At 53.7% G+C, this 21,711-nt stretch carries 23 protein-coding genes; 18 read left to right on the top strand and 5 right to left on the bottom strand.

The window, feature by feature from the left end:
- The first annotated feature begins 38 nt into the window (after positions 1-38).
- The 4 genes from GALF_RS10985 to ftsB all read left to right on the top strand — a co-directional run bounded on the left by GALF_RS10985 (position 39) and on the right by ftsB (position 4,321).
- A complete protein-coding gene (locus GALF_RS10985) occupies positions 39-1,697 on the top strand; it encodes a CTP synthase (RefSeq protein WP_013294135.1) in 1,659 nt (552 codons plus the stop codon).
- Complete coding sequence (kdsA, locus tag GALF_RS10980) at positions 1,694-2,545, top strand: 3-deoxy-8-phosphooctulonate synthase (protein ID WP_013294134.1); 852 nt, start codon at positions 1,694-1,696, stop codon at positions 2,543-2,545. The genes GALF_RS10985 and kdsA overlap by 4 nt, the downstream gene beginning before the upstream one ends.
- 71 nt (positions 2,546-2,616) lie before the next feature.
- Positions 2,617-3,900, top strand: a complete 1,284-nt coding sequence (gene eno / locus GALF_RS10975) for a phosphopyruvate hydratase (RefSeq protein ID WP_013294133.1) — start codon at positions 2,617-2,619, stop codon at positions 3,898-3,900.
- A gap of 106 nt (positions 3,901-4,006) precedes the next feature.
- Complete coding sequence (gene ftsB, locus GALF_RS10970) at positions 4,007-4,321, top strand: cell division protein FtsB (RefSeq protein ID WP_013294132.1); 315 nt, start codon at positions 4,007-4,009, stop codon at positions 4,319-4,321.
- A 1-nt stretch (position 4,322) separates the two neighbouring features.
- Here the strand turns inward: ftsB and feoB are convergent, their stop codons facing one another.
- A complete protein-coding gene (gene feoB / locus GALF_RS10965) occupies positions 4,323-6,110 on the bottom strand; it encodes a ferrous iron transport protein B (RefSeq protein WP_013294131.1) in 1,788 nt (595 codons plus the stop codon).
- Positions 6,107-6,340 (bottom strand): FeoA family protein, encoded by a 234-nt coding sequence (locus tag GALF_RS10960; protein WP_013294130.1) that lies wholly within the window; start codon positions 6,338-6,340, stop codon positions 6,107-6,109. The genes feoB and GALF_RS10960 overlap by 4 nt, the downstream gene beginning before the upstream one ends.
- 174 nt (positions 6,341-6,514) lie before the next feature.
- On the opposite strand from GALF_RS10960, the gene dapA reads away from it, so the two are divergent.
- The 3 genes from dapA to GALF_RS10945 all read left to right on the top strand — a co-directional run bounded on the left by dapA (position 6,515) and on the right by GALF_RS10945 (position 9,320).
- Positions 6,515-7,396 (top strand): 4-hydroxy-tetrahydrodipicolinate synthase, encoded by an 882-nt coding sequence (gene dapA, locus GALF_RS10955; RefSeq protein WP_013294129.1) that lies wholly within the window; start codon positions 6,515-6,517, stop codon positions 7,394-7,396.
- A 15-nt stretch (positions 7,397-7,411) separates the two neighbouring features.
- Positions 7,412-8,488 carry an outer membrane protein assembly factor BamC gene (bamC, locus tag GALF_RS10950; RefSeq protein WP_013294128.1) on the top strand — a complete coding sequence of 359 codons (1,077 nt, stop codon included), beginning with the start codon at positions 7,412-7,414 and terminating at the stop codon, positions 8,486-8,488.
- 64 nt (positions 8,489-8,552) lie between these two features.
- On the top strand, positions 8,553-9,320 hold the full coding sequence (locus GALF_RS10945; RefSeq protein WP_013294127.1) for an MBL fold metallo-hydrolase: 768 nt from the start codon (positions 8,553-8,555) through the stop codon (positions 9,318-9,320).
- A 74-nt stretch (positions 9,321-9,394) separates the two neighbouring features.
- On the opposite strand, the gene GALF_RS15755 is transcribed toward GALF_RS10945, so the two are convergent.
- The 3 genes from GALF_RS15755 to GALF_RS10935 form a co-directional block, all read right to left on the bottom strand.
- A complete protein-coding gene (locus GALF_RS15755; RefSeq protein WP_190274076.1) occupies positions 9,395-9,544 on the bottom strand; it encodes a hypothetical protein in 150 nt (49 codons plus the stop codon).
- A gap of 126 nt (positions 9,545-9,670) precedes the next feature.
- Positions 9,671-10,162: a DUF7931 domain-containing protein gene (locus GALF_RS10940; protein ID WP_013294126.1), complete on the bottom strand. Its 492-nt coding sequence runs from the start codon at positions 10,160-10,162 to the stop codon at positions 9,671-9,673.
- A gap of 10 nt (positions 10,163-10,172) precedes the next feature.
- Positions 10,173-11,297, bottom strand: coding sequence for a cupin domain-containing protein (locus tag GALF_RS10935; protein WP_013294125.1), 1,125 nt, complete (start codon positions 11,295-11,297; stop codon positions 10,173-10,175).
- A gap of 169 nt (positions 11,298-11,466) precedes the next feature.
- Between GALF_RS10935 and GALF_RS10930 the strand changes: the two genes are divergently transcribed.
- From GALF_RS10930 to GALF_RS10885, 11 genes are all read left to right on the top strand, one after another.
- Entirely contained in the window at positions 11,467-11,961 is a 495-nt protein-coding gene (locus tag GALF_RS10930; RefSeq protein WP_013294124.1) for an FKBP-type peptidyl-prolyl cis-trans isomerase, read from the top strand.
- Between the two features lie 552 nt (positions 11,962-12,513).
- Positions 12,514-12,705, top strand: a complete 192-nt coding sequence (locus GALF_RS10925) for a YgaP family membrane protein (RefSeq protein ID WP_013294123.1) — start codon at positions 12,514-12,516, stop codon at positions 12,703-12,705.
- Positions 12,706-12,768: 63 nt separating this feature from the next.
- Positions 12,769-13,341: a Tll0287-like domain-containing protein gene (locus tag GALF_RS10920; RefSeq protein WP_013294122.1), complete on the top strand. Its 573-nt coding sequence runs from the start codon at positions 12,769-12,771 to the stop codon at positions 13,339-13,341.
- A 212-nt stretch (positions 13,342-13,553) separates the two neighbouring features.
- Positions 13,554-13,922: a type II toxin-antitoxin system RelE/ParE family toxin gene (locus GALF_RS10915; protein ID WP_013294120.1), complete on the top strand. Its 369-nt coding sequence runs from the start codon at positions 13,554-13,556 to the stop codon at positions 13,920-13,922.
- Entirely contained in the window at positions 13,915-14,235 is a 321-nt protein-coding gene (locus GALF_RS10910; RefSeq protein WP_013294119.1) for a helix-turn-helix domain-containing protein, read from the top strand. The genes GALF_RS10915 and GALF_RS10910 overlap by 8 nt, the downstream gene beginning before the upstream one ends.
- A 197-nt stretch (positions 14,236-14,432) precedes the next feature.
- Positions 14,433-14,666 carry a DUF2798 domain-containing protein gene (locus tag GALF_RS10905; protein WP_013294118.1) on the top strand — a complete coding sequence of 78 codons (234 nt, stop codon included), beginning with the start codon at positions 14,433-14,435 and terminating at the stop codon, positions 14,664-14,666.
- Positions 14,667-14,706: 40 nt separating this feature from the next.
- The gene (locus GALF_RS10900) at positions 14,707-15,018 is read left to right on the top strand and encodes a hypothetical protein (RefSeq protein WP_013294117.1); all 312 of its coding nucleotides are present in this window, start codon (positions 14,707-14,709) and stop codon (positions 15,016-15,018) included.
- 605 nt (positions 15,019-15,623) lie between these two features.
- Complete coding sequence (locus GALF_RS15595) at positions 15,624-15,941, top strand: hypothetical protein (RefSeq protein WP_190274075.1); 318 nt, start codon at positions 15,624-15,626, stop codon at positions 15,939-15,941.
- A 134-nt stretch (positions 15,942-16,075) separates the two neighbouring features.
- The gene (locus tag GALF_RS10895; RefSeq protein ID WP_013294115.1) at positions 16,076-17,335 is read left to right on the top strand and encodes a TolC family protein; all 1,260 of its coding nucleotides are present in this window, start codon (positions 16,076-16,078) and stop codon (positions 17,333-17,335) included.
- 31 nt (positions 17,336-17,366) lie between these two features.
- Positions 17,367-18,575 carry an efflux RND transporter periplasmic adaptor subunit gene (locus GALF_RS10890; protein WP_013294114.1) on the top strand — a complete coding sequence of 403 codons (1,209 nt, stop codon included), beginning with the start codon at positions 17,367-17,369 and terminating at the stop codon, positions 18,573-18,575.
- 9 nt (positions 18,576-18,584) lie between these two features.
- On the top strand, positions 18,585-21,671 hold the full coding sequence (locus GALF_RS10885; RefSeq protein ID WP_013292832.1) for an efflux RND transporter permease subunit: 3,087 nt from the start codon (positions 18,585-18,587) through the stop codon (positions 21,669-21,671).
- The last annotated feature ends 40 nt before the right edge of the window (positions 21,672-21,711 follow it).

Below are 21,711 nucleotides of genomic sequence, written 5' to 3'. Positions count from 1 at the left end.
CATCGCCCCTTACCAAAAGCATTTTTCCGGGCACCCGCATGACCAAGTATATATTTATCACCGGTGGCGTTGTCTCTTCCTTAGGGAAGGGTATCGCCGCAGCTTCCCTTGCGGCAATTCTCGAATCCCGTGGCTTAAAAGTCACGATGCTCAAGCTCGACCCCTACATCAACGTCGATCCGGGGACGATGAGTCCGTTCCAGCACGGCGAGGTGTTTGTCACCGAAGACGGCGCGGAAACCGATCTGGATTTGGGGCATTACGAGCGGTTTATTTCCGCCAAGATGCGCAAAGCCAACAACTTCACCACAGGCCAGATCTACGAGAGTGTGATCCGCAAGGAGCGCCGCGGCGAGTATCTGGGCAAGACGGTGCAGGTCATCCCGCATATCACCAATGAAATTCAGGCCTTCGTCGAACGCGGCGCGGCAGCGTATCCTGACGGCGTCGTCGATGTGGCGATCGTTGAAATCGGCGGCACGGTGGGCGACATTGAATCGCTGCCGTTCCTGGAAGCTGCGCGCCAGATGGGGCTGCGCATGGGGCGCAACAAAGTCGCTTATGTGCATCTGACGCTGGTGCCATATATCGCGACCGCAGGCGAATTGAAAACGAAGCCGACCCAGCACAGTGTGCAGAAGTTGCGTGAGATCGGTATTTTCCCGACCGCGCTCCTGTGCCGTGCCGACCGTCCTATTCCGGACGATGAACGCGCCAAAATATCCTTGTTCGCCAACGTGCGCGAAGAGGCGGTTATTTCGATGTGGGATGCCAAGAGCATCTACATGATTCCGCAAATGCTGAACGATCAGGGTTTGGACCGCATCGTCTGCGAAGAACTGAAGCTGGAATTGCCGCCTGCCGATTTGTCGGTGTGGGCGCGCCTCGTCCATTCGCTGGAAAATCCGCAGCATGAAATTACCATCGGCATGGTCGGCAAATATGTCGAGCTGACCGAGTCCTACAAGTCCTTGATCGAAGCGTTGCGCCATGCGGGCATCCATACCGAAACGCGCGTCAATATCGAATACATCGATTCTGAAGTGCTGGAGACAACGGGCACCGACGCGCTGGCGCATTTCGATGCAATCCTGGTGCCCGGCGGCTTTGGCGCGCGCGGTACGGAAGGCAAGATTGCCGCGATTCGTTATGCGCGTGAAAACAAGGTACCCTACCTCGGCATCTGTTTAGGCATGCAGCTGGCCGTGATCGAATATGCGCGTCATGTGTCCGGCATGACGGATGCGAACAGCACCGAGCTTAATCCTGAAACGGAACATCCGGTGGTGGCGTTGATCACCGAATGGCGCGACCGCGAAGGCCGCGTCGAGACGCGCAGCAACGACTCCGATCTGGGCGGCACGATGCGTCTGGGTTCGCAGCGCTGTCCGGTCAGTGCCGGCACGCTGGCACAGCGCATCTATGGCGATGAAGTCAACGAGCGCCATCGTCACCGCTACGAAGTAAACAATCATTACGTGCCTGAGCTCGAAAAGACCGGTTTGATTATCTCCGCGCGTACGCCGACAGAAAATTTACCTGAAATCATGGAGTTGCCGCAATCTATGCACCCTTGGTTCGTCGGCGTGCAGTTCCATCCCGAGTTTACTTCCACCCCGCGCGCAGGACATCCGCTGTTCAGTGCCTTTGTCACCGCAGCCTTGCAACGTCAGGCTACGCAAGGGGCGTCGGCATGAAGTTATGCAATTTTGAAGCGGGACTTGATCAGCCGTTGTTCCTGATCGCAGGTCCTTGCGTGATCGAGTCGGCGCAAATGGCGATCGATACGGCGGGTGCGTTGCAGGAAATTTGCCGCGAATTGAACTTGCCGTTCATTTACAAGTCTTCATACGACAAGGCCAATCGCAGTTCGGGTAAATCGTTTCGCGGTTTTGGTCTGGATGCGGGCTTAAAGATACTCTCCGATGTGAAGTCGCAATTGGGTGTCAACGTGCTGACCGATGTGCATAGCATCGAAGAAATCGGTGCGGTGGCCTCCGTGGTGGACGTGCTGCAGACGCCGGCATTTTTGTGTCGTCAGACGGATTTTATTCATGCGGTCGCACGTTGCGGAAAACCTGTGAATATCAAGAAGGGGCAGTTTCTGTCTCCGTGGGACATGCAGAATGTGGTCGAGAAGGCGCGCGATGTGAGCGGTGCCGACAACATCATGGTGTGCGAGCGCGGTGCGTCATTCGGTTACAACAATCTGGTGTCCGATATGCGCTCGCTGGCTGTGATGCGCAACACGCGTTGCCCGGTGGTCTTCGATGCCACCCATTCGGTGCAGTTGCCGGGCGGTCAGGGTACGGTGTCGGGCGGTCAGCGCGAATTCGTGCCGGTGTTGGCCCGTGCCGCAGTGGCAGCCGGAATTTCGGGTCTGTTTATGGAGACGCATCCGACGCCGTCCAAGGCGTTGTCGGACGGCCCTAACGCTTTCCCGTTGGGTCATCTGAAGGCGCTGTTGAAGACGCTGATGGTGCTCGATCAGACCGTTAAGCAGCAGGGGCTGATTGAAGAAACGGTCGATTTGAAAAACGTATAAAAATCTATTGCGCGTATCAGCGCGGTGGTTTATTTGAAATTATTAATGTTTTGAATTTTTGAGGATAAAAAATGAGTGCAATTGTTGATGTGATCGCCCGTGAAATTCTGGATTCGCGCGGCAACCCGACTGTCGAAGCGGATGTTTTGCTTGAATCCGGTGTGATGGGCCGCGCAGCGGTGCCGTCCGGTGCCTCTACCGGTGAGCGCGAAGCGATGGAATTGCGCGATGGCAACAAAGGCCGTTATCTGGGTCGTGGCGTGTTGAAGGCGGTAGAGTATGTCAACACCGAAATCGCCGAAGCGATCATCGGACTCGAAGCGATGGAACAAGCCTATATCGATCAGACCATGATCGACCTCGACGGCACTGAAAACAAGTCGCGTCTGGGCGCGAATGCGATTCTGGCGGTATCGATGGCGGTCGCCCGTGCGGCAGCCGAAGAATCCGGTCTGCCTTTGTACCGTTATCTGGGCGGTTCGGCCAAGATGCAGTTGCCTGTGCCGATGATGAATGTCATCAACGGTGGCGCGCATGCGGTCGGCGGCGCAGACATGCAGGAATTCATGATTATTCCGGTCGGCGCACCGAGTTTCCACGAAGCGTTGCGTTACGGCACCGAAGTATTCCACGCCTTGAAAGCGGTATTGCACAAACGCGGTCTGCCAACAACGGTCGGCGATGAAGGCGGTTTTGCACCGTCTCTGGGTTCGAATGAAGGCGCACTGAAGGTGATCGTCGAAGCGATTGAAGCGGCAGGCTATGTGCCGGGTGCGGATATCGCGATCGGTATGGATCCGGCTTCTTCCGAGTTCTACAAGGACGGTATGTATCATCTGAAGGCGGATGGTCTGGTACTGACCTCGGCACAAATGATTGATCTGTACGCGAGCTGGGTCGACAAGTACCCTATCATCAGTATCGAAGACGGCATGGCTGAAAACGACTGGGACGGCTGGAAGCTGATGACCGATCGTCTGGGTAAAACCATCCAGATCGTCGGCGACGACGTCTTTGTTACCAACACCAAGATTTTGCGCGAGGGGATTCGCCGCGGTATCGCTAACTCCATCCTGATTAAGGTCAACCAGATCGGTACGCTGACTGAGACCTTTGCTGCGATTGAAATGGCGAAGCGCGCAGGTTACACCGCTGTGATTTCCCATCGTTCAGGCGAGACGGAAGACAGCACGATTGCTGACATCGCAGTTGCAACCAATGCGCTGCAGATCAAGACAGGTTCTGCTTCCCGTTCGGATCGTATGGCGAAATACAATCAACTGCTGCGCATCGAAGAAGATTTGGGTGAAGTTGCTTCCTATCCCGGTCTCGATGCTTTTTATCAGCTGAACTAAGGAAATCCGGGTTCAGGATAAATAGGCGCCCCAGGTTCAGGCCGGGGGCGTTTTTTTTGTGTGGTATTGACCGGTTTGAGCAAGTCGAAAGACTCATCCTGCATATATGAAAATAATCACACTGATATTGATTGTTTTGTTGTTGCTTTTGCAATATCCGCTTTGGCTGGGCCGGGGCGGCTGGCTGAGGGTGCAGGATTTGCATCGTCAGGTTGCGGCAGAACAGCAGATTAATCAAAAGATCCAGATACGTAATGGCTTGCTGGACGCGGAGGTGCGCGATCTGAAACAGGGCACCGAGGCGATCGAAGAGCGTGCGCGCAGCGAGCTTGGCATGATCAAGAGCGATGAGGTTTTCTTTCAGATACTGGACGGCAACGCCAGCCCAATTTCACCGGTGTCATCTGTACCCGCCAAATAATTTAGTAACCTAGCGCGCGTGCGCCCTGATAAAAAATAAAGCTGACCAGCCACGCAAGGGCTAGCGACCAGACCAGCGCGAGCAGGGTAAAGCGGCGGCTCTTCGATTCACTTTTGAGTGTGGCGATCGTGGACAGGCAGGGCGTGTAGATCAGCGTAAACAGCATGAAGCTATAGGCTTGCACCCAGTCGAGTTGGGCGGCCAGTGCGCCGCTTAGCCCCTGGCCTGTCAGTCCGTAGATGACCGCCAGCGAGCCGATGACGATTTCCTTGGCGACGAAGCCAAACAGCAGCGCGATCGTGAGCTGTTCGTTGATGCCGATCGGTGCGAAAAACGGCTGCAATACGCTGCCTATCATGCCCGACACAGTTTCTGGACTCGCAGGCTGTGCCGAGAAGGGGATATGAGTGAGCAGCCAGACTAGCACCACGCCTGCGATGATGAAGGTGCTGGCGCGACGCAGGAAGTGGGTGACTTCCAGATAGCCGCGCAATACCATCTGGCGCAAGGTGGGGAAGCGGTAGGGCGGCAACTCCAGTACAAAGGGTTCGCTGTTGGAAAATTGCTGTTTGAACAGCAGGGCGGTCAGTATGGCGGCGGCGAAACTGAACAGATACAGGCTGAACAGCACGAGCGGGGCTGCGTGTGTGCTGAACAGCGCCGCGGTGATGAATACGAATACCTGCAAGCGCGCAGAGCACAGTGAGAACGGGATGATCAGCATGGTCAAAAGGCGCATGGCGCGCGAGCGCATCACGCGAGTTCCCATTAGCGCCGGCACGTTGCAGCCGAAACCCATCAGCAGCATCACGAAACCGCGCCCGTCCAGCCCCATTTTGGCCATCAGCGCATCCATCAGAAAGGCGGCGCGCGACAAATAGCCGCTATCCTCGACGATTGCCATCAGCAGGAAGAACAAGACGATGACCGGGACGAAAGCCGCGACCGTTGCGATGCCGTTGTAGATGCCGTCCAGCAGCAAGCCTTGCAGGGCCGGCGGCAGGCTGGCCACCGCGGGCACCAGCGCCGTCTCGCGCAGCCAGGTCAGCAGCTGGCCGATGCCGATTTGCAGCGGCTGGCCGAAAAAGAAGATGCCTTGAAACAACAGATACATGATGCCGAAGAAAATCGGCAGCCCCAGTACCGGATGCAGCATCACCCGATCCAGTTTTTCGGTGAGATTTTCAGGCAGGCGGGCGGGGATTTGCACCGCGCTTTTTAGTATCCGCACCATCTCAGCTTCGATGTGTTCGTCCTGTTCGAGCTGGGTGCGCACGTTTTCGGCCATGCCGGGGGTCGGGTAGCGCAGCGCACGGGTCACAGCCTGCAGTGCTTCCTGATAGCCCGTGCCGTATTTTCCGCTCAGCTGGAAAACCGGTATTTGCAGCAGCTCGGACATCTTGCGGCTGTCGATGGTGATGCCGTATTGCTTCGCTTCATCCGACATATTGAGCAGCACGACGATGTTCATGTTGAGCTGCTTGAGCTGCAGCAGCAGGCTCATCTGGCGTTCGATCTGTGTCGCGTTCAGTATCACCAGCGCCAGATCCGGCACATTGTCATGCAGGAAATGCCGCACGACCTGTTCGTCGTCAGAAAAGCCGTGCAAATCGTAGATACCGGGTAGATCGATGATTTCGACCATATCCGCGCCCAGCAGAATTTTGCCGCTAAGCAGTTCGACCGTGATGCCGGGCCAGTTTCCAACGCGTGCCGCGCCGCCCGTCATGCGGTTGAAGAGGGTCGACTTGCCGGTATTGGGCATGCCCAGTAACGCGATGCGTTTCATGATTTGCAGATCCTGATTTTGGCCGCTTCCAGACGGCGCAGTACGATGTCTGTCGTGCCGATGCGCACCTGCAGCGGCCCGCCGAAGCTGGCTTTGCGGATTAATTCTATCGTGCGGCCGGAACGAAAGCCGAGTGCCAACAGCCGCTGATGCAACGCTTCTTCGGCGTGAATGGCGGTGATGGTGGCGATGTCGCCTGTATGCATCGTGGCAAGTGTGGTGGCAGACATGAAGAGCTTAGAAATTCAACAGTAGCGCATTATTCCACAGCCGTCCGGTGTTTGTCGCGCAAGGCGTGTTTGCGTGCGGTGCCAATCAGATCGAAATCATAGTGGCGGCGGTATATTTGCCGTGCCCGTTAGGTTAGAATGCCACCTTTGCTTGTCACGAAAACGAGAGTCAGAATGATCAAGGGAAGTATTGTTGCAATCGTCACGCCTATGCACGAAGACGGTAGTCTGGATTTGCCGGCGTTTCGCGGATTGATCGATTTTCATATCGAGCAGGGTACGGATGCAATCGTGGTGGTGGGTACGACCGGCGAATCGCCGACCGTTGATCTGACTGAACACGAGTTGCTGATTTCAGAAGCGGTGAAGCATGCCGCTAAGCGTGTTCCGGTCATTGCCGGAACCGGGGCCAATTCGACACGCGAAGCCATTGAACTTGCTCAATATTCGCAGCGCGCCGGTGCGGACGCATCGCTGTCCGTGGTGCCTTATTACAATAAGCCGACTCAGGAAGGCCTGTACCTGCACTTCAAGGCGATTGCCGAGGCAGTGGACATGCCGCATATCCTGTACAACGTGCCGGGGCGCACGGTGGCGGACATGAACAACGACACGGTGCTGCGTCTGGCTCAGATACCGAATATCGTCGGCATCAAGGACGCGACAGGCAATATTGAGCGCGGCAGCGATTTGCTGGCGCGTGCCCCGAAAGATTTCGCCATCTACAGCGGCGACGATGCCAGTACGCTGGCGCTGATGTTGCTGGGTGCACACGGCACGATTTCCGTCACAGCCAATGTCGCGCCTAAGCTGATGCACGAGATGTGCATGGCCGCACTGGACGGCGATGTGGCGCGGGCGCGGGAAATCAATTTCCGCTTGCTGGGATTGCACCGCAACCTGTTCGTCGAGGCCAATCCTATCCCGGTAAAATGGGCGGTCGCGCGCATGGGTCGCATGAAAAACACCCTGCGTCTGCCGCTGACACCTTTGTCGGCGGGCGTACATCATGTTGTTGAACAAGCCATGCGTGACGCTGGCGTACTTACAAATTAATCTTCGGGAATAAATATGAAAGCTTTGCATATTGGAATTTGTAGTGTTGCGCTGGTCTCGCTGGCGGGATGCGGTGCGATGGGTTTGGGCAACAAGCGCATCGATTATGGCGCGGCCGCAGTGCAAGTGCCGACCCTAGAAGTGCCGCCGGACCTGACCACTCCTGAAGTGGATGACCGTTACAAGGTGGCAGGTAATGAGTCGGTTGCGACTTACTCGGCATATAACAATGAAGCGGCGCCAGTCGCGCGCAGCACGGTGCTGCCGGTAGTAAAGGGCGTTAGTCTGGAGCGCAACGGCGCACAGCGCTGGTTGAAAGTATCCGACCAGCCTGAAAATGTCTGGCCGGTCGTCAAAGCTTTCTTGCGTGAGACGGGGCTGAACATTCAGACCGAGGATCAGGCAGCCGGTATCATCGAAACGGACTGGGCGGAAAATCGCGCCAAGATTCCGCAGGATGGTCTGCGCAATATCATCGGCAAGGTTTTTGATGGTCTGTATTCGTCAGGCGAGCGCGATCAGTATCGCATCCGTCTGGAGCGCGCAGGGGAGGCTACCGAAATTTACATCACGCATCGCGGCAAGGTCGAAGTGCTGGATGCGGACAAGAGTTCTTCGAAGTGGCAAACCCGCCCTAACGATCCTGAGATGGAAGCGGAGCTGTTGCAGCGTCTGATGGTGCGTTTCGGCGGTACGCCTGCGCAAGCCGTTGCCGCGACCGAAGGCGCTGCTGTGTCTACGGGCGCTGCCACCCTGCTGCAGGTCTTCGATGGTAGCAGCGTCATCGTTATCAGCGATGCGTTTGACAAGAGCTGGCGCCGGGTGGGGCTTGCGATTGAACGTGCCGGTTACGTCATCGAGGACAAGGATCGCGAAAAAGGCGTTTATTTCCTGCGCACCGTCAAGGTGGAAAAAGGCTGGCTGGATAAGCTGCAGTTCTGGCGGGATGAAGAAGACACGAGTCTGCGTTATCGCGTCACCGTTAAGGATGCGGGTGCGACATGCGAAGTCGCGGTCACCGATCAAAACGGTGTCAGCTCGGAGGCGAGTCAGTCGCGTCTCGATGCAATTTTCAAGAATATCAATCAATAAACGGATTGCAGCGTAAGTAAAAAAGCTCGCCTTTGCCGGTGAGCTTTTTTTTTGAGGAAATCAGATGAAATTTGCTTCTTTAGGGAGCGGTAGCGAAGGTAACGCCTTGCTGGTGAAGCGCGGGCAGACGCATGTACTGCTCGATTGCGGCTTCGGTCTGAAAGATACGGTCGCGCGTCTTGCGCGTCTTGAGGTGACCCCTTCTCAATTGAACGGCATCATTGTGACGCATGAACATGGGGATCATATTGGCGGTGTGGCACGTCTGGCGCGTCAATACCGCATTCCTGTCTGGCTGACGCGAGGCACGCACCGGGCGCAGCCCAAGGCATTTGAAAAGGTCGAGGAGCTGCACGAAATCGATGTGCATCAGTGTTTCTCCATCGGCGATCTGGCAATTCAACCCTATCCTGTCCCGCACGATGCGGCAGAACCGGTGCAATATCGGTTGTCAGGCGGCGCTAAACAGCTGGGTGTGTTGACCGATGCCGGTTGCAGCACGCCCTATATCGAGCAGATGCTGAGCGGTTGCGATGCGCTGGTGCTCGAATGCAATCACGACAGCGATATGCTGATGAACGGCAGTTATCCTTACAGCTTAAAACAGCGCGTGGCGGGGCGTTTCGGTCATCTGAGCAATGCCGAGGCCGCAGCGCTATTGGCCAAGCTGGATACAACTCGTTTGCAGCATCTGATTGCGGCGCATCTGAGCGCGCAGAACAATACGCATGCGTTAGCGGTCAGTGCCTTGTGCGGGGTCTTGAATTGTGAGCCTGCATGGGTGGGGGTTGCAACTCAGCATGAAGGATTCGGCTGGCGGGAAATAATATAAAGCAGGATTCAGGATTCAGAAATTTTAAGCGAAAAAAAACCGGCTTGCGCCGGTTTTTTCTTGCAAGCAGTCTATTACTTAGCAGCTGGTGCTTCAACAACAGCAGATGCAGCAGCTGGTGCTTCAACAACAGCAGGAGCAGCAGCTGGAGCTTCAGCAGCCTTTTCACCACAAGCAGACAAAGCAAGAGCCAACAGAGCAGCAACGAGAGCGGATAATTTCATGTTAAGTTTCCTTAAAGTTAAGTTAAAAATGATTCAAAATTTTGTTCGACTTCGCTGATTCAGCTAAAATCAAAGTCGCGGCATTCTACCAGTTAAATTAAAAAAATCCAGCAAATTACAGTATTTTTATAAGCCTAGTCGCGTTGTGGATATAGCGGAATGCGAACTGGACCACATTTCCATGAAGGACGCGGTCAGTGCGCGCGCATTTTCGGGGTCGTTTTGCGCAAAAATGCCGCGCGGATCGTCGAAATGAAACCGGCGCACATAGTGCAGGTTGTCCGCGACGCTGAAGGGCGCGGTAATGTGCTGCAGGATTTTGGATGTCTGGTGTATGAACATCCTGTCGTCAAACTGGTGCAACAACATCGTCATGCGCGGACACAACGTGGATAGATAGTGCGTGTCGTGCGTCAGCACATGCAGGCGGTTGGCAGGGTTCGCCAGCAGGAAGTGGCGCAAGCTGTCGTAGCGTGCCTCCGAGTTAAACCCCAGACCGTCGAAATTATTTTCGAACAGGTAAAGGTTGTGCTGTGCCCGCCGGCATAAGGTATCCAGTGCCGCGCTGTAATCGGTAATGCCGTCCAGATGGGTGTGTATTAGCGCGTCATCCGTCATCAAGGTCTCCTTAAAGGGGGGCGAGATACCCGTCCAGATACCATTCATACAGCGTTTCGATCACATGTTCCGGACATTCCGGTTGTGCAGGGAGGCTGCGATTGTCAGCCAATTCGCGCAGCAAGGCGTAGTCGGCTGCCTCCACCTGCGTTGATTCGCCGTTCATAAACACGGTGTCGGTGCGGCACAGCATCTGGCTCTTGAGATTCAGTGCGATGCCGTTGGACGAGAGTGCTTTGGCGAATTTTTTCAGACTCAGCTCGGTCTCCGGCGTATCGAAATAGATATGCGGCTTGGGTTCGCTCAGATAACAGCCGAGGAAATTGGCGATGTCACCTTTATCCCAGCGCACCTGCTTGATCGCCTGTTCTACCTGCGTCAGCATGGCGGAACTGATTTCGGACGGATGCGCCTGCGTTTTCAAATCGGGATCGGCGTAGTTGCCTTCCACCACGATCCGGTCTTGCAGGTAAACCAGAAACTGCTCGGCGAGTTCCTGATAGGCGGGGGTGCGAAAACCGATCGAATAGGTCATGCAGTCGTCTTCGGCGACGCCGTTGTGCGCGCATTGCGGCGGCAGATACAGCATGTCGCCAGGACCCAGTACCCATTCCTGCTCGACCTTGAAGTCCTGCAAAATGCGCAGCGGTGCGCCTTCGATCAGCGTGCGGTCGGCTTGCGTGGAAATCTGCCAGCGGCGATGTCCCAGACCTTGCAGCAGGAAAACATCGTAGGGGTCAAAATGCGGGCCTACGCCGCCACCCTTGGGGGCGTAGCTGACCATCAGGTCGTCGAGGCGCGCGTGCGGAATGAAATCGAAGCGTTTAAGCAGTTCGGCCGCTTCCGGCAGGTGATGGTTTAAGCCTTGCAGCAGCACCGTCCAGTGCGCCTTGCCGAAGTCTTTGAAGTCTTTGGCCGTAAAGGGCGATTGCGCCAGTTCAAACTCGCCGTTGTACTGCGTGATCAGGCGCGCTTGCGCTTCTTCGGTGCAGGCAAGTTTGATGGCCTGTTTGGGGCTCAGCAGACCGGTGAATTCAGGAATGGCGCCGCGTATCAGCAGCGGTTTCTTCTGCCAGTAGTCGCGCAGAAATTCGTCTATGGACAGGCCGCCTAGCAATGTGGATATATTTTTCATGCGCGAGATTATAGCCTCGTCAGGCCCCGCGTTGTAGCAGTAAAAAATTTATTAGGTGACGACAGACAAAGTGTTTAAAATGTCGCGAGATTTAGGATTGAATAGATACATATAACTTTCACATACGCCGGCTATGCTTGCAGCGGCGAAATTTTAAAAAGGAAATTTAATGAAGATTGCAAAAAATACAGTGGTATCGTTGCGTTACGAATTGCGCAATGCCGAGGTGGCAGGCGAAGTGCTTGAATCGGTTGAAGATCCGATCAGCTATCTGCATGGCGGTTACGACGGTATTTTTCCACTGGTAGAGGAAGCGCTGCATGGCAAGAGCGTAGGCGATAAGGTCAGCGTCACCTTGCAACCGGATGATGCATTCGGCGAATACGAGCACGAACTGGTCGAAGTCGAAGCGCGCAGCTCTTTCCCTGAAGATGTCGCCGTTGGCATGCAGTTTGAAGGCGCGCCTGAAGAATCTGACGATGAAGACTTCATTTTGTACACCGTTGTGGAAGTGGGCGACGACGAAGTGACCGTGGATGGCAATCATCCATTGGCTGGCAAAACGGTCACCTTTGACTGCACGGTCACCGGCGTGCGTGCCGCGACCGAAGAAGAACTGGAACACGGCCATGTGCATGATGAAGCAGGCGGTCATTTGCACTAAGCAGATAGCCGTTACGCATTGAATGTCGCCCCGCACTGCGGGGCGCTTTCATTTGTGCTCCCGATACGCCGGAATGGATGGTCAGAAAAATAGGCCCTATATGAAATGCAGCGGGTAGTTCGAAAACCACAGCGGTAATAATACGATGAAATGAGCGTGTTCCTTAACACCTACAGCCCCTGTGCGCCGCCGAAGATAGCCAGCAAACAGCGGTGATTTTAGGCGAGGACTGTTTGAGCACGTGGCAGCTGGTCGGAACGTGCGAGTTCCGCAGCCCCGTTGTTTGCCGACTATCAAGGGTACGTTTTCCTGTTTGGTTGCAAATAGGAAAACGCGGTAAACCGGGGTCGCCTTTTCTTGGGTTACTTTTTTTTGGCGACGCAAAAGAAAGTAACCAGTTGCCGGTCTGCCACCGGCGTAATTTTTAAAATAGGATTTATGTTACATACTCGAAATTACATGCAACCAAAAAAATGACTTATGTGAGGTTTGTCACAGACAGTTGTGTGAGCTGCCCCTAATATGCGATCCATCAACCACAAGGAGCTCAAAATGAAATGTAACTCAGGCGGCATGGATCGTATTCTTCGGGTAATCGCAGGTCTGGTTCTGATTGCGCTGGCTGCGACTGACATGGTGGGCGTGTGGGGTTGGATCGGCGTTGTGCCGTTGCTGACCGGCGCGATCGGTTTTTGTCCTGCTTATATGCTGTTGGGCGTGAACACCTGCGGCATTAAAAAATAATCCATCCGTCCTCCCAGACTTTAGCCCGGTTAATTGCCGGGCTTTTTAAATATAAGGATAGTCATGAATAAAAAAATTTCTCTGTTTGCATTGCTCAGTCTTGCTACATGCAGCGTTTATGCCGAAGATCTGACTAAATATCAGGACGAGAGCCGTGCGGTCGCCATGCCGTTTTTGAAGCAGCTGGGTGCCGCGAATCAAAAAGCGGTCAGCGAAGGCGGGCCTGATTCGGCCGTTAAAGTGTGCCGCGATATCGCACCGCAAATGACGGGTGAGGTTTCACGCAAGACCGGTTGGAAAATGACGCGCGTCAGTCTGAAAGTGCGCAATCCTATGCTGGGCGTGGCCGATGCCTGGGAGCAAAAGGCGCTGATGGAATTCGAGGCGCGCGCAGCTAAAGGCGAAAAACCTGAAACGCTGGAATTGTCGGAAATGGTGCAGGAGCCGGCTGGCAAATATTTCCGCTTTATCAAGGCGATTCCGCTGCAAGCAGGTTGTGTTGCCTGTCACGGTGCGACAGAACAAATTCCCGATAGCGTCAAGGCTCGCCTGAATGAAGACTATCCGCACGACAAGGCAACCGGCTACAGCGTAGGTCAAGTTCGTGGTGCCGTGAGCATCAAGCGTCCGATATAAGTCAGACTTAAGGCCGCCAATTCCGGAAAATGTAGCTTTCCAGATGATCTGCCTGATTTTAGCGGGCGGGCGGCAGCAAAACTGATTGTCACTTGAAAACGGCCCGTCTTGCGGGCCGTTTTTTTGACGGGTGCGCCATGATCGCCTGCCATTTGCGCGAATCCGATTCGAAAAATTCTTGATGTTTATACCTATATGGATATAATCTGCACATGAATAAAGTCACGGTTAAGCCGCTAGAGTGGGTCGCATCCTCAAAAAAGGATTTGATGTCCATGCCGTCCGATGTCGTGGATGTATTCGGGTTTGCGCTTCATGTGGCGCAGCATGGCGGGAAGCATTTACAAGCAAAACCATTGAAGGGTTTTGGATCGGCGGGTGTTCTTGAAGTTGTTGAAGATGATGACGGCAATACCTATCGAGCCGTCTACACAGTCCGGTTTGGTCATGCTGTGTACGTGCTCCATTGTTTTCAAAAGAAATCCCATAAGGGTATCGCGACGCCCAAACAGGATATCGATCTGATTCGTGATAGGTTGAAATTGGCGCAGCAGCATGCGGAAGGAGTAAAAAATGAGTGATATTGAGTCTGGTAGCAACAATGTGTATGCCGACCTCGGGGTGCCTGATGCCGAAGAAATGTGGGTTAAAGCCCAATTGGCCACTAATATTGGCGAGATCATTAAACGACGCAAATTAACGCAAGTTCAAGCCGCCGAATTGCTGGGTATCACGCAACCTAAACTGTCAGGTTTGTTGCGCGGTCAGTTTCGCGGTATTTCTGAAGCTAAGCTGTTGGAATGTCTCACGCGATTGGGGCGGGATATTCAGATTGTGGTTAAGTCTGCTCCGCGATCACGCACAGAAGGTCATGTGTCTGTTGTATTTGCATAGCCATTTGAGCATTCGGAGATAATTTATGGCATAAACGGCCATGCTTGGAATGTCCTCTGTGAAGAAATTTGCCATGTCGGTGAATGTATCTTTGCACACTGAGTTGAAGATTGTGTTCGTCAAAGCATAGAATCTGGCCTATATGTCCCTGCAAGCGAGGTTTCCCGCTATGCTCAACATCCGTTAAAATATCCGCTATGAAAAAACTGCCTAAAAATTCCTTCCACCTGTTCTTCTCTCTCGTCATGGGCGCGATGATGGTGTTTCTGATGACTGCTGTGATTACACTCGCGAATGTCGGTATGACGGATGATTTCCTCCGCCACTGGTTGCATGCTTTCTTAATCGCCTACCCTGTCGCGGTGCCGGTTATTTATCTGTTTGCGCCGATTGCCCGCAAAATGACCGCGCGGTTCGTCGAGCATCCGTAAATGATCCGCCGATATCCATTTTCACTGAAAGCATAACGAAATGAGCCAGATCGAAAATCACTGGGGCGAGGTTGCCAATATTGAAACGGCCTTGATGAGAAAAATGATTGCGCTGGGGCTGGACTGGCACGACGAAGTCGCCATGCGGCAACTGGCGGCGGAATGCAAAACGTTCGGCCCCGCACAGGTCGAGGCCGCTTACGCATCGAATGACCAGAGTAGGATCACGAAGGCCGAGCTTTTTTCGCTGGCGTCGTTGATGATACAGACGATGGAGAATGCCACGTTCGAGCGGCGCGATGTGCACGGCGGCGAGGTATGGAAGGCGTTTGGCAAACACCTGTATCAGTAAGCGATTTGACACTTGCGAGCCTTGTAATATAAGGCTTGCAGCGAAATAGCAACTTCCTCAATAACGCACGGTTCCGTTCACGCGTAACGAATGCCATCCGGCGGCTGCCACCCAATATCCAGGCGATCAATCAGTAGGCCATCCGGTTGTCTGACCACCCACTCCAGTGCCGTATTCAAATTAGCTGCGCCAGCTTGCACCGCTTTCAGACCGCCGTCCTATCCGAGTTTTACGATATAGCCTTAATGGCTAATACTTCCGTTCGGGTTAATCCGGTATATTGAACACAATTTATTTTTTGTTGCAACGTTGTTCGCAGCACAGCAGTAGGGTGATTAAAGCAGATGATGGTGAGTGGCGGGTATGTGCCAATACCTGCCCGTCAAGGTGTAAAATTTGCAGCAATAAAGCAGCCGTTCGTGGCGTAATGCAGTGTGCCGTGAAGGAGGAATTTAACGGACCATCTTGGATGTATCGATCAGCAATTTGAACTCACCAAACTTTCCACGTGGAAATCGAGGCAAACCTAATAAATGTACTTAAACCACAAAATCCTTTAGTATCGCAACATGGGTAGACTCATCCGTCAGGCTATATACTTTCTCATGATTACGCTCGTGATCAATGCTGGCGGCTGGACGTTTAACAAGGAAGCAGTAGCAGATGTATGGTTCGACGAGCAACGTAGCCTGGCTATGGAAGACCACTACTCTTCATCAGAATCTCAAGGTGTCAATGCGGATGTTTCACCCCAAAGTCCCTGTAATCACTGGTGTCACGCTGCCGTGCACTTCATGGGGTTACTTAGTCAGTCAACACCTGTGATGCCTGAGTTTGTAAACGAATATTCTATCCAACAGTCCAAAGCTGTTCAGCTTTCATCCCCTGACGGCCTTTTCAGGCCACCAAGACTCTTTTCCTAAGATTCGATTCAAATCTGTTTTTGATTTTGTTTTGAGTGCGCGCTCGCCTCAAGTGAGTTGGCGCACGCATATCTGAAGGAGTTTCCGTGCAATTCGTCACTATTTTTCGTAACCCGTGCATCGGGATGCGGCTAATGCGCCGCCTTATTGGTGTGCCATTCCTGTTTGCATCACTTTATTCATTGCCTGCTCTGTCGGTTCCGCTCACATTGGAGCAAGCATGGGAACAGGCTGAACATGCCAACCCGACATTACGAGCCACCCAGGCAAATCTTGCCGCAGCACAGGGCGATCTCGCCGATGCTAATGCGTTGTTATGGAACAATCCACAACTCGCTACTGAGTGGAGCAAGGGCACGCTTCCTCAAGCGGGCAACCCTGCACGAAGCAATCGCGGGCTGATGGTTGGTCTGGCACAAACTTTTGAAATAGGCGGTCAGCAGGGCATACGCCGCACCGTGTCCGATCAGTCTCTTGCCGCGACGCAAGAGCTGATCACGGAAACACGGCGTCAATTACATGCTGAAGTGGAGCAAAGGTTCATTCGTGTTCTCAGTTTGCAATTACGTATCCAAATTGAGGAGCAGTCTCTCCAGCTTATTGAAAAAGCGGCGATGGCTGTTGGCAAGCGCGTTGCAGCTGGGGAAGACAGCCGTCTCGACGGCAATCTAGCCAAGGTGGAAGCGGAACGTGCACAAAATCAGGTGTCGCTGTTGCGCGAGCAGCTCATTCAGGCACGATCCGATTTGTCGGCCTTATTGCAATTTCCCGCTGACAGTTTGCCGGATGTTGCCGGATTGCTGGATCCGCCGGCTGTTTCGTATGGGCTGGAAGAGTTGCTGATTTCCGCTGCTGACCGTTCACTGCTACGCGCGTACGAGCATAAGGAAAATGCCGCCAGAAGTCGGCTTGATCTGGAGCGCGCGTCGGTTTACCCGGACGTGACGGTGGGTTTGGGTACAGGACGTGGAACCCCTGATAACTCCGGATTGAATGTCACGGCGTTAAGCTTATCCGTACCGCTGCCACTGTTTCGCCGCAACGGCACAGGAATCGGGCGCGCGACGACCGAATTGACCCAGATGCAGGTGCAGCGACAATCCGCGCAACGTGATGCACGCGCCCAGGTGTTGGCTCTGTGGGAGCGCTGGGTACATCTGAAAACGCGCGTCAAAAGGCTGAGCGAATCGGCACTGCCAAGTCTGGCAGAAAATCAGCGCCTGTCTTCAGTTTCTTTTCGTGTCGGTGAGATTGGCTTACTGCAATTATTGATTGTGAATCGCCAAGTGCTGGACGGGCAGCGGGATTTGCTCGACGCACGGACTGAACTTCGCCTGACCCAGGTTAACTTGGAATCGGCAGCAGGCTGGCAGCCTGCGCGCAATAACCATTGAACAAAAAAATTAAAGTTAAGGAACGCATGACATGAAAAATTTACGCAGCGAACAAAAGCTAGACCCAAGGCGATTAATCTATTGGTTACTGGCAGGTGGTTTGTGTATCACCCTTCTTGCAGGATGCGGCGACAAAGCTATGCAAACTGAACCTGCCAACGATGCCGTGGCAGCATCTAAACCTGAAAAACAGGGCGAGAAAGATGCCGAAATGTTGCTTGTTTTAAGCGCCGAGGAGGTCGAAAGAGCTGCAATCAAGGTAGAGAAGTTGGAATTGCAAGCGCAAGCTGTGCAGGTGGTGGTTACCGCCACAATCCAGGCGAATCAGGACAGACTCGCCCACGTTGCACCTCGCATGGCAGGTCGCATTATCAAGGTTAGTGCCAACCTTGGAGACAAGGTGAAACTGGGGCAGGCACTCGCGGTGCTTGACAGCATTGAGTTGGGCGATGCGCGTTCCAGCTACCTGCAAGCGGTAAGTGAATCAGAAGTCGCACAGGCTGGATTCGAGCGTGCGCAGCGATTGAACGCTGACAATATCATTCCTGAAAAGGATTTTCTGCGCACCCGAGCCGAGTATGAGAAAGCCCGTGCTGCCTTGCGCGCCGCAGGTGACAAGTTACGCATGATGGGCGTTGTCCCTGAAAAACTTCAAGGATCGGCATTTCCGCTGACTGCTCCTATTGCGGGAATCATCATCGAAAAAAAGGCGGTGCTAGGAGAACTTGCTCAGCCGGATTCATCCTTGTTTACAGTGGCTGATTTATCCAAGCTATGGATAGAAAGTGATTTGTTTGACAAGGACATCGGCAAGATCAAGCTCGGTGCCAAAGCTGATGTCACAGTATCCGCTTATCCAGGCGTAGTGTTCAAGGGGCAACTTACCTACATTAGCAGCATGATGAATAAGGAAACACGCACGATTAAAGCGCGTGTGGAAGTGCCGAATCTTGACGGCAGACTGAAACCTGAAATGTTTGCCAGTGTCGCGATAAACACCGAAGGGGCGGGTGCTAAGGTGTTCATCGTGCCTGTTGACGCAGTGTTGCTACTGCAAGGAATACCGACCGTTTTCGTCGCTGAAAAAGGCGGGTTTGAACCCCGCGCTGTGGAAGTGGGTGAACGAGCTCAAGGTTACATCGTGCTTAAATCTGGCGTAGCGACGGGCGACAGCGTGGTGGTAAGCGGTGCTTATGCCCTTAAGGCACGCCTGCTCAAATCGCAAATCAGTGCGGAATAGGGAGAGATCATGCTGAACTATATTGTGGACCTCTCGTTGCGCTACAAGGTGTTGGTGTTGGTAGCGTTTGTGTTGGTGGTGTTGCTGGGCGTGAAAGCCTGGCGTGAAGTGCCGGTGGATGCTTTTCCTGATGTGACGCCAGTGCAGGTAAGCATCTATACAGAGTCACCGGGTCTGGCTGCCGAAGACGTGGAAAAGTTGCTGACCTTTCCGGTGGAAACCGCCATGGCCGGTCTTGCTGACGTGGAAGAAATCCGTTCGGTATCGTTGTTCGGCCTTTCCTATGTGAGCGTTTATTTCAAGGATAATGTTGACATCTACTTTGCCCGTCGGCTGGTCGGCGAAAAGCTGATCGAAGCCAAAAACCGCATTCCTCAAGGGTATGGAGAGCCGGGATTGGGCCCGAATACCTCGGGTCTGGGACAGGTGTTCTGGTACACCATTGAAGCGGCAGATAAAAAGTTATCGGAAATGGATCTGCGCACCTTGCAGGATTGGAATGTTCGTCTAGTGCTGCGCACTGCATCGGGCGTCGATGACGTGATGTCATGGGGTGGGCAGGAAAAGCAATATCAGGTGCTGATCAATCCCCAAAAGCTAATTAAATACGGCCTAAACTTCAAGACTGTGATGGAGACACTCGCGGCTAATAACCGTCAGGTCGGAGGGCAATATCTCGATATTGGTCAGGAGCAGTATCTGGTGCGTGGGCTCGGTTTGGTTAGCAACGTGCAGGACATTGGCAATGTGGTATTGGCCACTCGTGAAGGGACACCAGTCTATGTGCGCGACGTAGCCGAAGTCAAAGAAGGGCCAGCACTGCGCTCCGGCGCTGTCACCAAGGACGGTAAAGAAGTCGTATTGGGTATGGCGTTGCAGCGCATTGGAGAAAATGCCAAGAACGTGGTGGACGCGGTGAAAAAGAAACTCAATACAGTGCAGCAGGCCCTCCCGGCTGGCGTTGCCATTAATACTGTTTACGATCGCACCGAACTGGTAGATAAGGCAGTCAAGACGGCGGAAAACGCGCTTATCGAAGGTTCTATCCTGGTGGCCATTATCCTGTTCCTGTTTCTGGGAGAGATACGTTCCGCCGTGGTGGTTATCATCGCATTGCCGCTAGCCATGATGATCAGCTTCATCATGATGCAGCGGTGGGGATTGTCGGCCAATCTGATGTCGCTTGCGGGACTGGCCGTAGGCATCGGCATGATGGTAGATGGTGCCGTGGTGATGGTGGAAAATGGATTCCGTTTACTTTCACATCAGACAGGCAAGACGGTGAACAAGACGCATGTCATTCTGGAAGCGGCGCGGGAAGTAATCAATCCGACTGCGTTTGCGATTCTAATCATTATCGTGGTGTTTTTGCCATTGTTTGCCCTTACAGGCCTGGAAGGTAAGTTGTTCAAGCCGATGGCGCTTACCATCACCTTTGCAATGGTAGGTTCGCTGGTGTTGACCTTGACGCTGGTGCCGGTCATGTCGGCACTGATCTTGAAGCCCAAGGAAGAGAAAGACACTTTTATCGTTAAGTGGGCCAAAAGACTCTATCTTCCGTTGCTGGATTGGGCGCTGGAAAATAAGAGAAAAGTGGTTTCCGGGGCGTTGTTATTGCTGGTGGCATCTCTCGCGTTGATTCCTTTTCTTGGTAAGGAATTCATGCCCACCTTGCAGGAGGGTGGCATTATGTTTCGGGTGACCAGCATTCCTTCTACTTCCCTCGAAGAATCTATTCGTCTCTCCAAGCGTATCGAAGCCGAGTTAAAAACTTTCCCGCAAACCGATTCTGCCATAGCGATGATTGGGCGGGCGGAAAAGGGCGAGACTTCCGATGTGAATTATATGGAGATTCTGGTGAATCTCAAACCGCGCGACCAGTGGCCCAAGGCCATTTCTTTCCCGGATCTCTCCAGAGAGATGCAGGATAAGTTGGAGCAAGCCGTTCCGACTGCTGTGTTTGCGGCTACCCAGCCTATACAAATGCGCGTCGAGGAGTTGATTTCCGGGGTGCGTGCCACGCTCGCGCTAAAGCTTTATGGTGAGGATCTTGCCACCCTGGATCGTCTGTCTGGGGAACTCCAAAGGGTGCTTGGCAAAGTGCACGGTGTTGCGGATCTGTCGCTGGAAGCCAACAAAGGCAAGCCGCAGATGGTGGTCAGGGTAAAAAGGGATGAAGCTGCGCGTTATGGTATCAACGCTGACGAAATTCTTGAGTTGGTGCAAGCTGGCATCGGCGGCAAGGCAGTGAGTACGCTGATAGATGGGGTTAAGCGTTTCGACATCCAGGTGTGGCTCGCCCCTGAGTTCCGCAACAGCGTGGAAGCTATCAACAATATCCCGATCCGTACTCAGAATGGTGCTCTGATACCGCTTTCGAAAATCGCCACAGTGGACTTGGATGAAGGTTATTCCTTTGTGCGACGCGAGCAGTTGCAACGTTATGCGGTCATACAAATGGATGTGAAGGGGCGCGATGTTGACAGCTTCGTGAAAGAAGCCGAGGCGAAAATCAAACGCGAAGTGAAATTGCCGAGCGGCTACTGGATCGAGTGGGGTGGTGCGTTCGAGAACCAGCAACGCGCCATGGCCAAACTGACACTGATCGTGCCACTCACCATCGGACTGATCTTCATCCTGTTGTATACGGCATTTAATTCGCTTACCTACGCCACGCTGATCATTGCCAACGTGCCGTTCGCCACTATCGGCGGTGTGATCGGGCTATTCATTACCGGACAATACCTGTCTGTACCATCGGCCATCGGATTTATTGCCGTATTTGGTGTTGCGATGCTGAACGGCATCGTGCTGGTGACTTTTTTAAATGATCAACGTGAACGGGGCTTGTCGGTGCGTGCAGCTGTTAAGCAAGGTGCCGCATTGCGATTAAGACCAGTTTTGATGACGGCTTCCATCGCCATCTTCGGTCTGGTGCCGATGCTCTTGTCTTCGGGTGTGGGCGCGGAAACTCAGCGCCCGCTGGCGACGGTCGTGGTGGGCGGATTGTTTACCTCTACGGCGTTGACGTTGCTGCTTTTGCCGTTGATGTACGAGTGGGTGGAGACACGCCGCGAACGCAAACAAGCGAAGTAAACCAGTAGCGTGCGGCATGACCGGGCCGCACGCAATCACT

The organism is Gallionella capsiferriformans ES-2 (assembly GCF_000145255.1).
In the GTDB taxonomy this organism is placed as follows: domain Bacteria; phylum Pseudomonadota; class Gammaproteobacteria; order Burkholderiales; family Gallionellaceae; genus Gallionella; species Gallionella capsiferriformans.
Note: the sequence above shows the minus strand (reverse complement) of the source record. Positions and strands in the feature narration are given on the sequence as shown.

What these genes read in the sequence shown, in the direction of transcription:
- GALF_RS10985 (WP_013294135.1), top strand. Translation starts at nt 39, where the DNA reads ATGACCAAGTATATATTTATCACCGGTGGCGTTGTCTCTTCCTTAGGG.
- kdsA (WP_013294134.1), top strand. Translation starts at nt 1,694, where the DNA reads ATGAAGTTATGCAATTTTGAAGCGGGACTTGATCAGCCGTTGTTCCTG.
- eno (WP_013294133.1), top strand. Translation starts at nt 2,617, where the DNA reads ATGAGTGCAATTGTTGATGTGATCGCCCGTGAAATTCTGGATTCGCGC.
- ftsB (WP_013294132.1), top strand. Translation starts at nt 4,007, where the DNA reads ATGAAAATAATCACACTGATATTGATTGTTTTGTTGTTGCTTTTGCAA.
- feoB (WP_013294131.1), bottom strand. Translation starts at nt 6,110, where the DNA reads ATGAAACGCATCGCGTTACTGGGCATGCCCAATACCGGCAAGTCGACC.
- GALF_RS10960 (WP_013294130.1), bottom strand. Translation starts at nt 6,340, where the DNA reads ATGTCTGCCACCACACTTGCCACGATGCATACAGGCGACATCGCCACC.
- dapA (WP_013294129.1), top strand. Translation starts at nt 6,515, where the DNA reads ATGATCAAGGGAAGTATTGTTGCAATCGTCACGCCTATGCACGAAGAC.
- bamC (WP_013294128.1), top strand. Translation starts at nt 7,412, where the DNA reads ATGAAAGCTTTGCATATTGGAATTTGTAGTGTTGCGCTGGTCTCGCTG.
- GALF_RS10945 (WP_013294127.1), top strand. Translation starts at nt 8,553, where the DNA reads ATGAAATTTGCTTCTTTAGGGAGCGGTAGCGAAGGTAACGCCTTGCTG.
- GALF_RS15755 (WP_190274076.1), bottom strand. Translation starts at nt 9,544, where the DNA reads ATGAAATTATCCGCTCTCGTTGCTGCTCTGTTGGCTCTTGCTTTGTCT.
- GALF_RS10940 (WP_013294126.1), bottom strand. Translation starts at nt 10,162, where the DNA reads ATGACGGATGACGCGCTAATACACACCCATCTGGACGGCATTACCGAT.
- GALF_RS10935 (WP_013294125.1), bottom strand. Translation starts at nt 11,297, where the DNA reads ATGAAAAATATATCCACATTGCTAGGCGGCCTGTCCATAGACGAATTT.
- GALF_RS10930 (WP_013294124.1), top strand. Translation starts at nt 11,467, where the DNA reads ATGAAGATTGCAAAAAATACAGTGGTATCGTTGCGTTACGAATTGCGC.
- GALF_RS10925 (WP_013294123.1), top strand. Translation starts at nt 12,514, where the DNA reads ATGAAATGTAACTCAGGCGGCATGGATCGTATTCTTCGGGTAATCGCA.
- GALF_RS10920 (WP_013294122.1), top strand. Translation starts at nt 12,769, where the DNA reads ATGAATAAAAAAATTTCTCTGTTTGCATTGCTCAGTCTTGCTACATGC.
- GALF_RS10915 (WP_013294120.1), top strand. Translation starts at nt 13,554, where the DNA reads ATGAATAAAGTCACGGTTAAGCCGCTAGAGTGGGTCGCATCCTCAAAA.
- GALF_RS10910 (WP_013294119.1), top strand. Translation starts at nt 13,915, where the DNA reads ATGAGTGATATTGAGTCTGGTAGCAACAATGTGTATGCCGACCTCGGG.
- GALF_RS10905 (WP_013294118.1), top strand. Translation starts at nt 14,433, where the DNA reads ATGAAAAAACTGCCTAAAAATTCCTTCCACCTGTTCTTCTCTCTCGTC.
- GALF_RS10900 (WP_013294117.1), top strand. Translation starts at nt 14,707, where the DNA reads ATGAGCCAGATCGAAAATCACTGGGGCGAGGTTGCCAATATTGAAACG.
- GALF_RS15595 (WP_190274075.1), top strand. Translation starts at nt 15,624, where the DNA reads ATGATTACGCTCGTGATCAATGCTGGCGGCTGGACGTTTAACAAGGAA.
- GALF_RS10895 (WP_013294115.1), top strand. Translation starts at nt 16,076, where the DNA reads ATGCGCCGCCTTATTGGTGTGCCATTCCTGTTTGCATCACTTTATTCA.
- GALF_RS10890 (WP_013294114.1), top strand. Translation starts at nt 17,367, where the DNA reads ATGAAAAATTTACGCAGCGAACAAAAGCTAGACCCAAGGCGATTAATC.
- GALF_RS10885 (WP_013292832.1), top strand. Translation starts at nt 18,585, where the DNA reads ATGCTGAACTATATTGTGGACCTCTCGTTGCGCTACAAGGTGTTGGTG.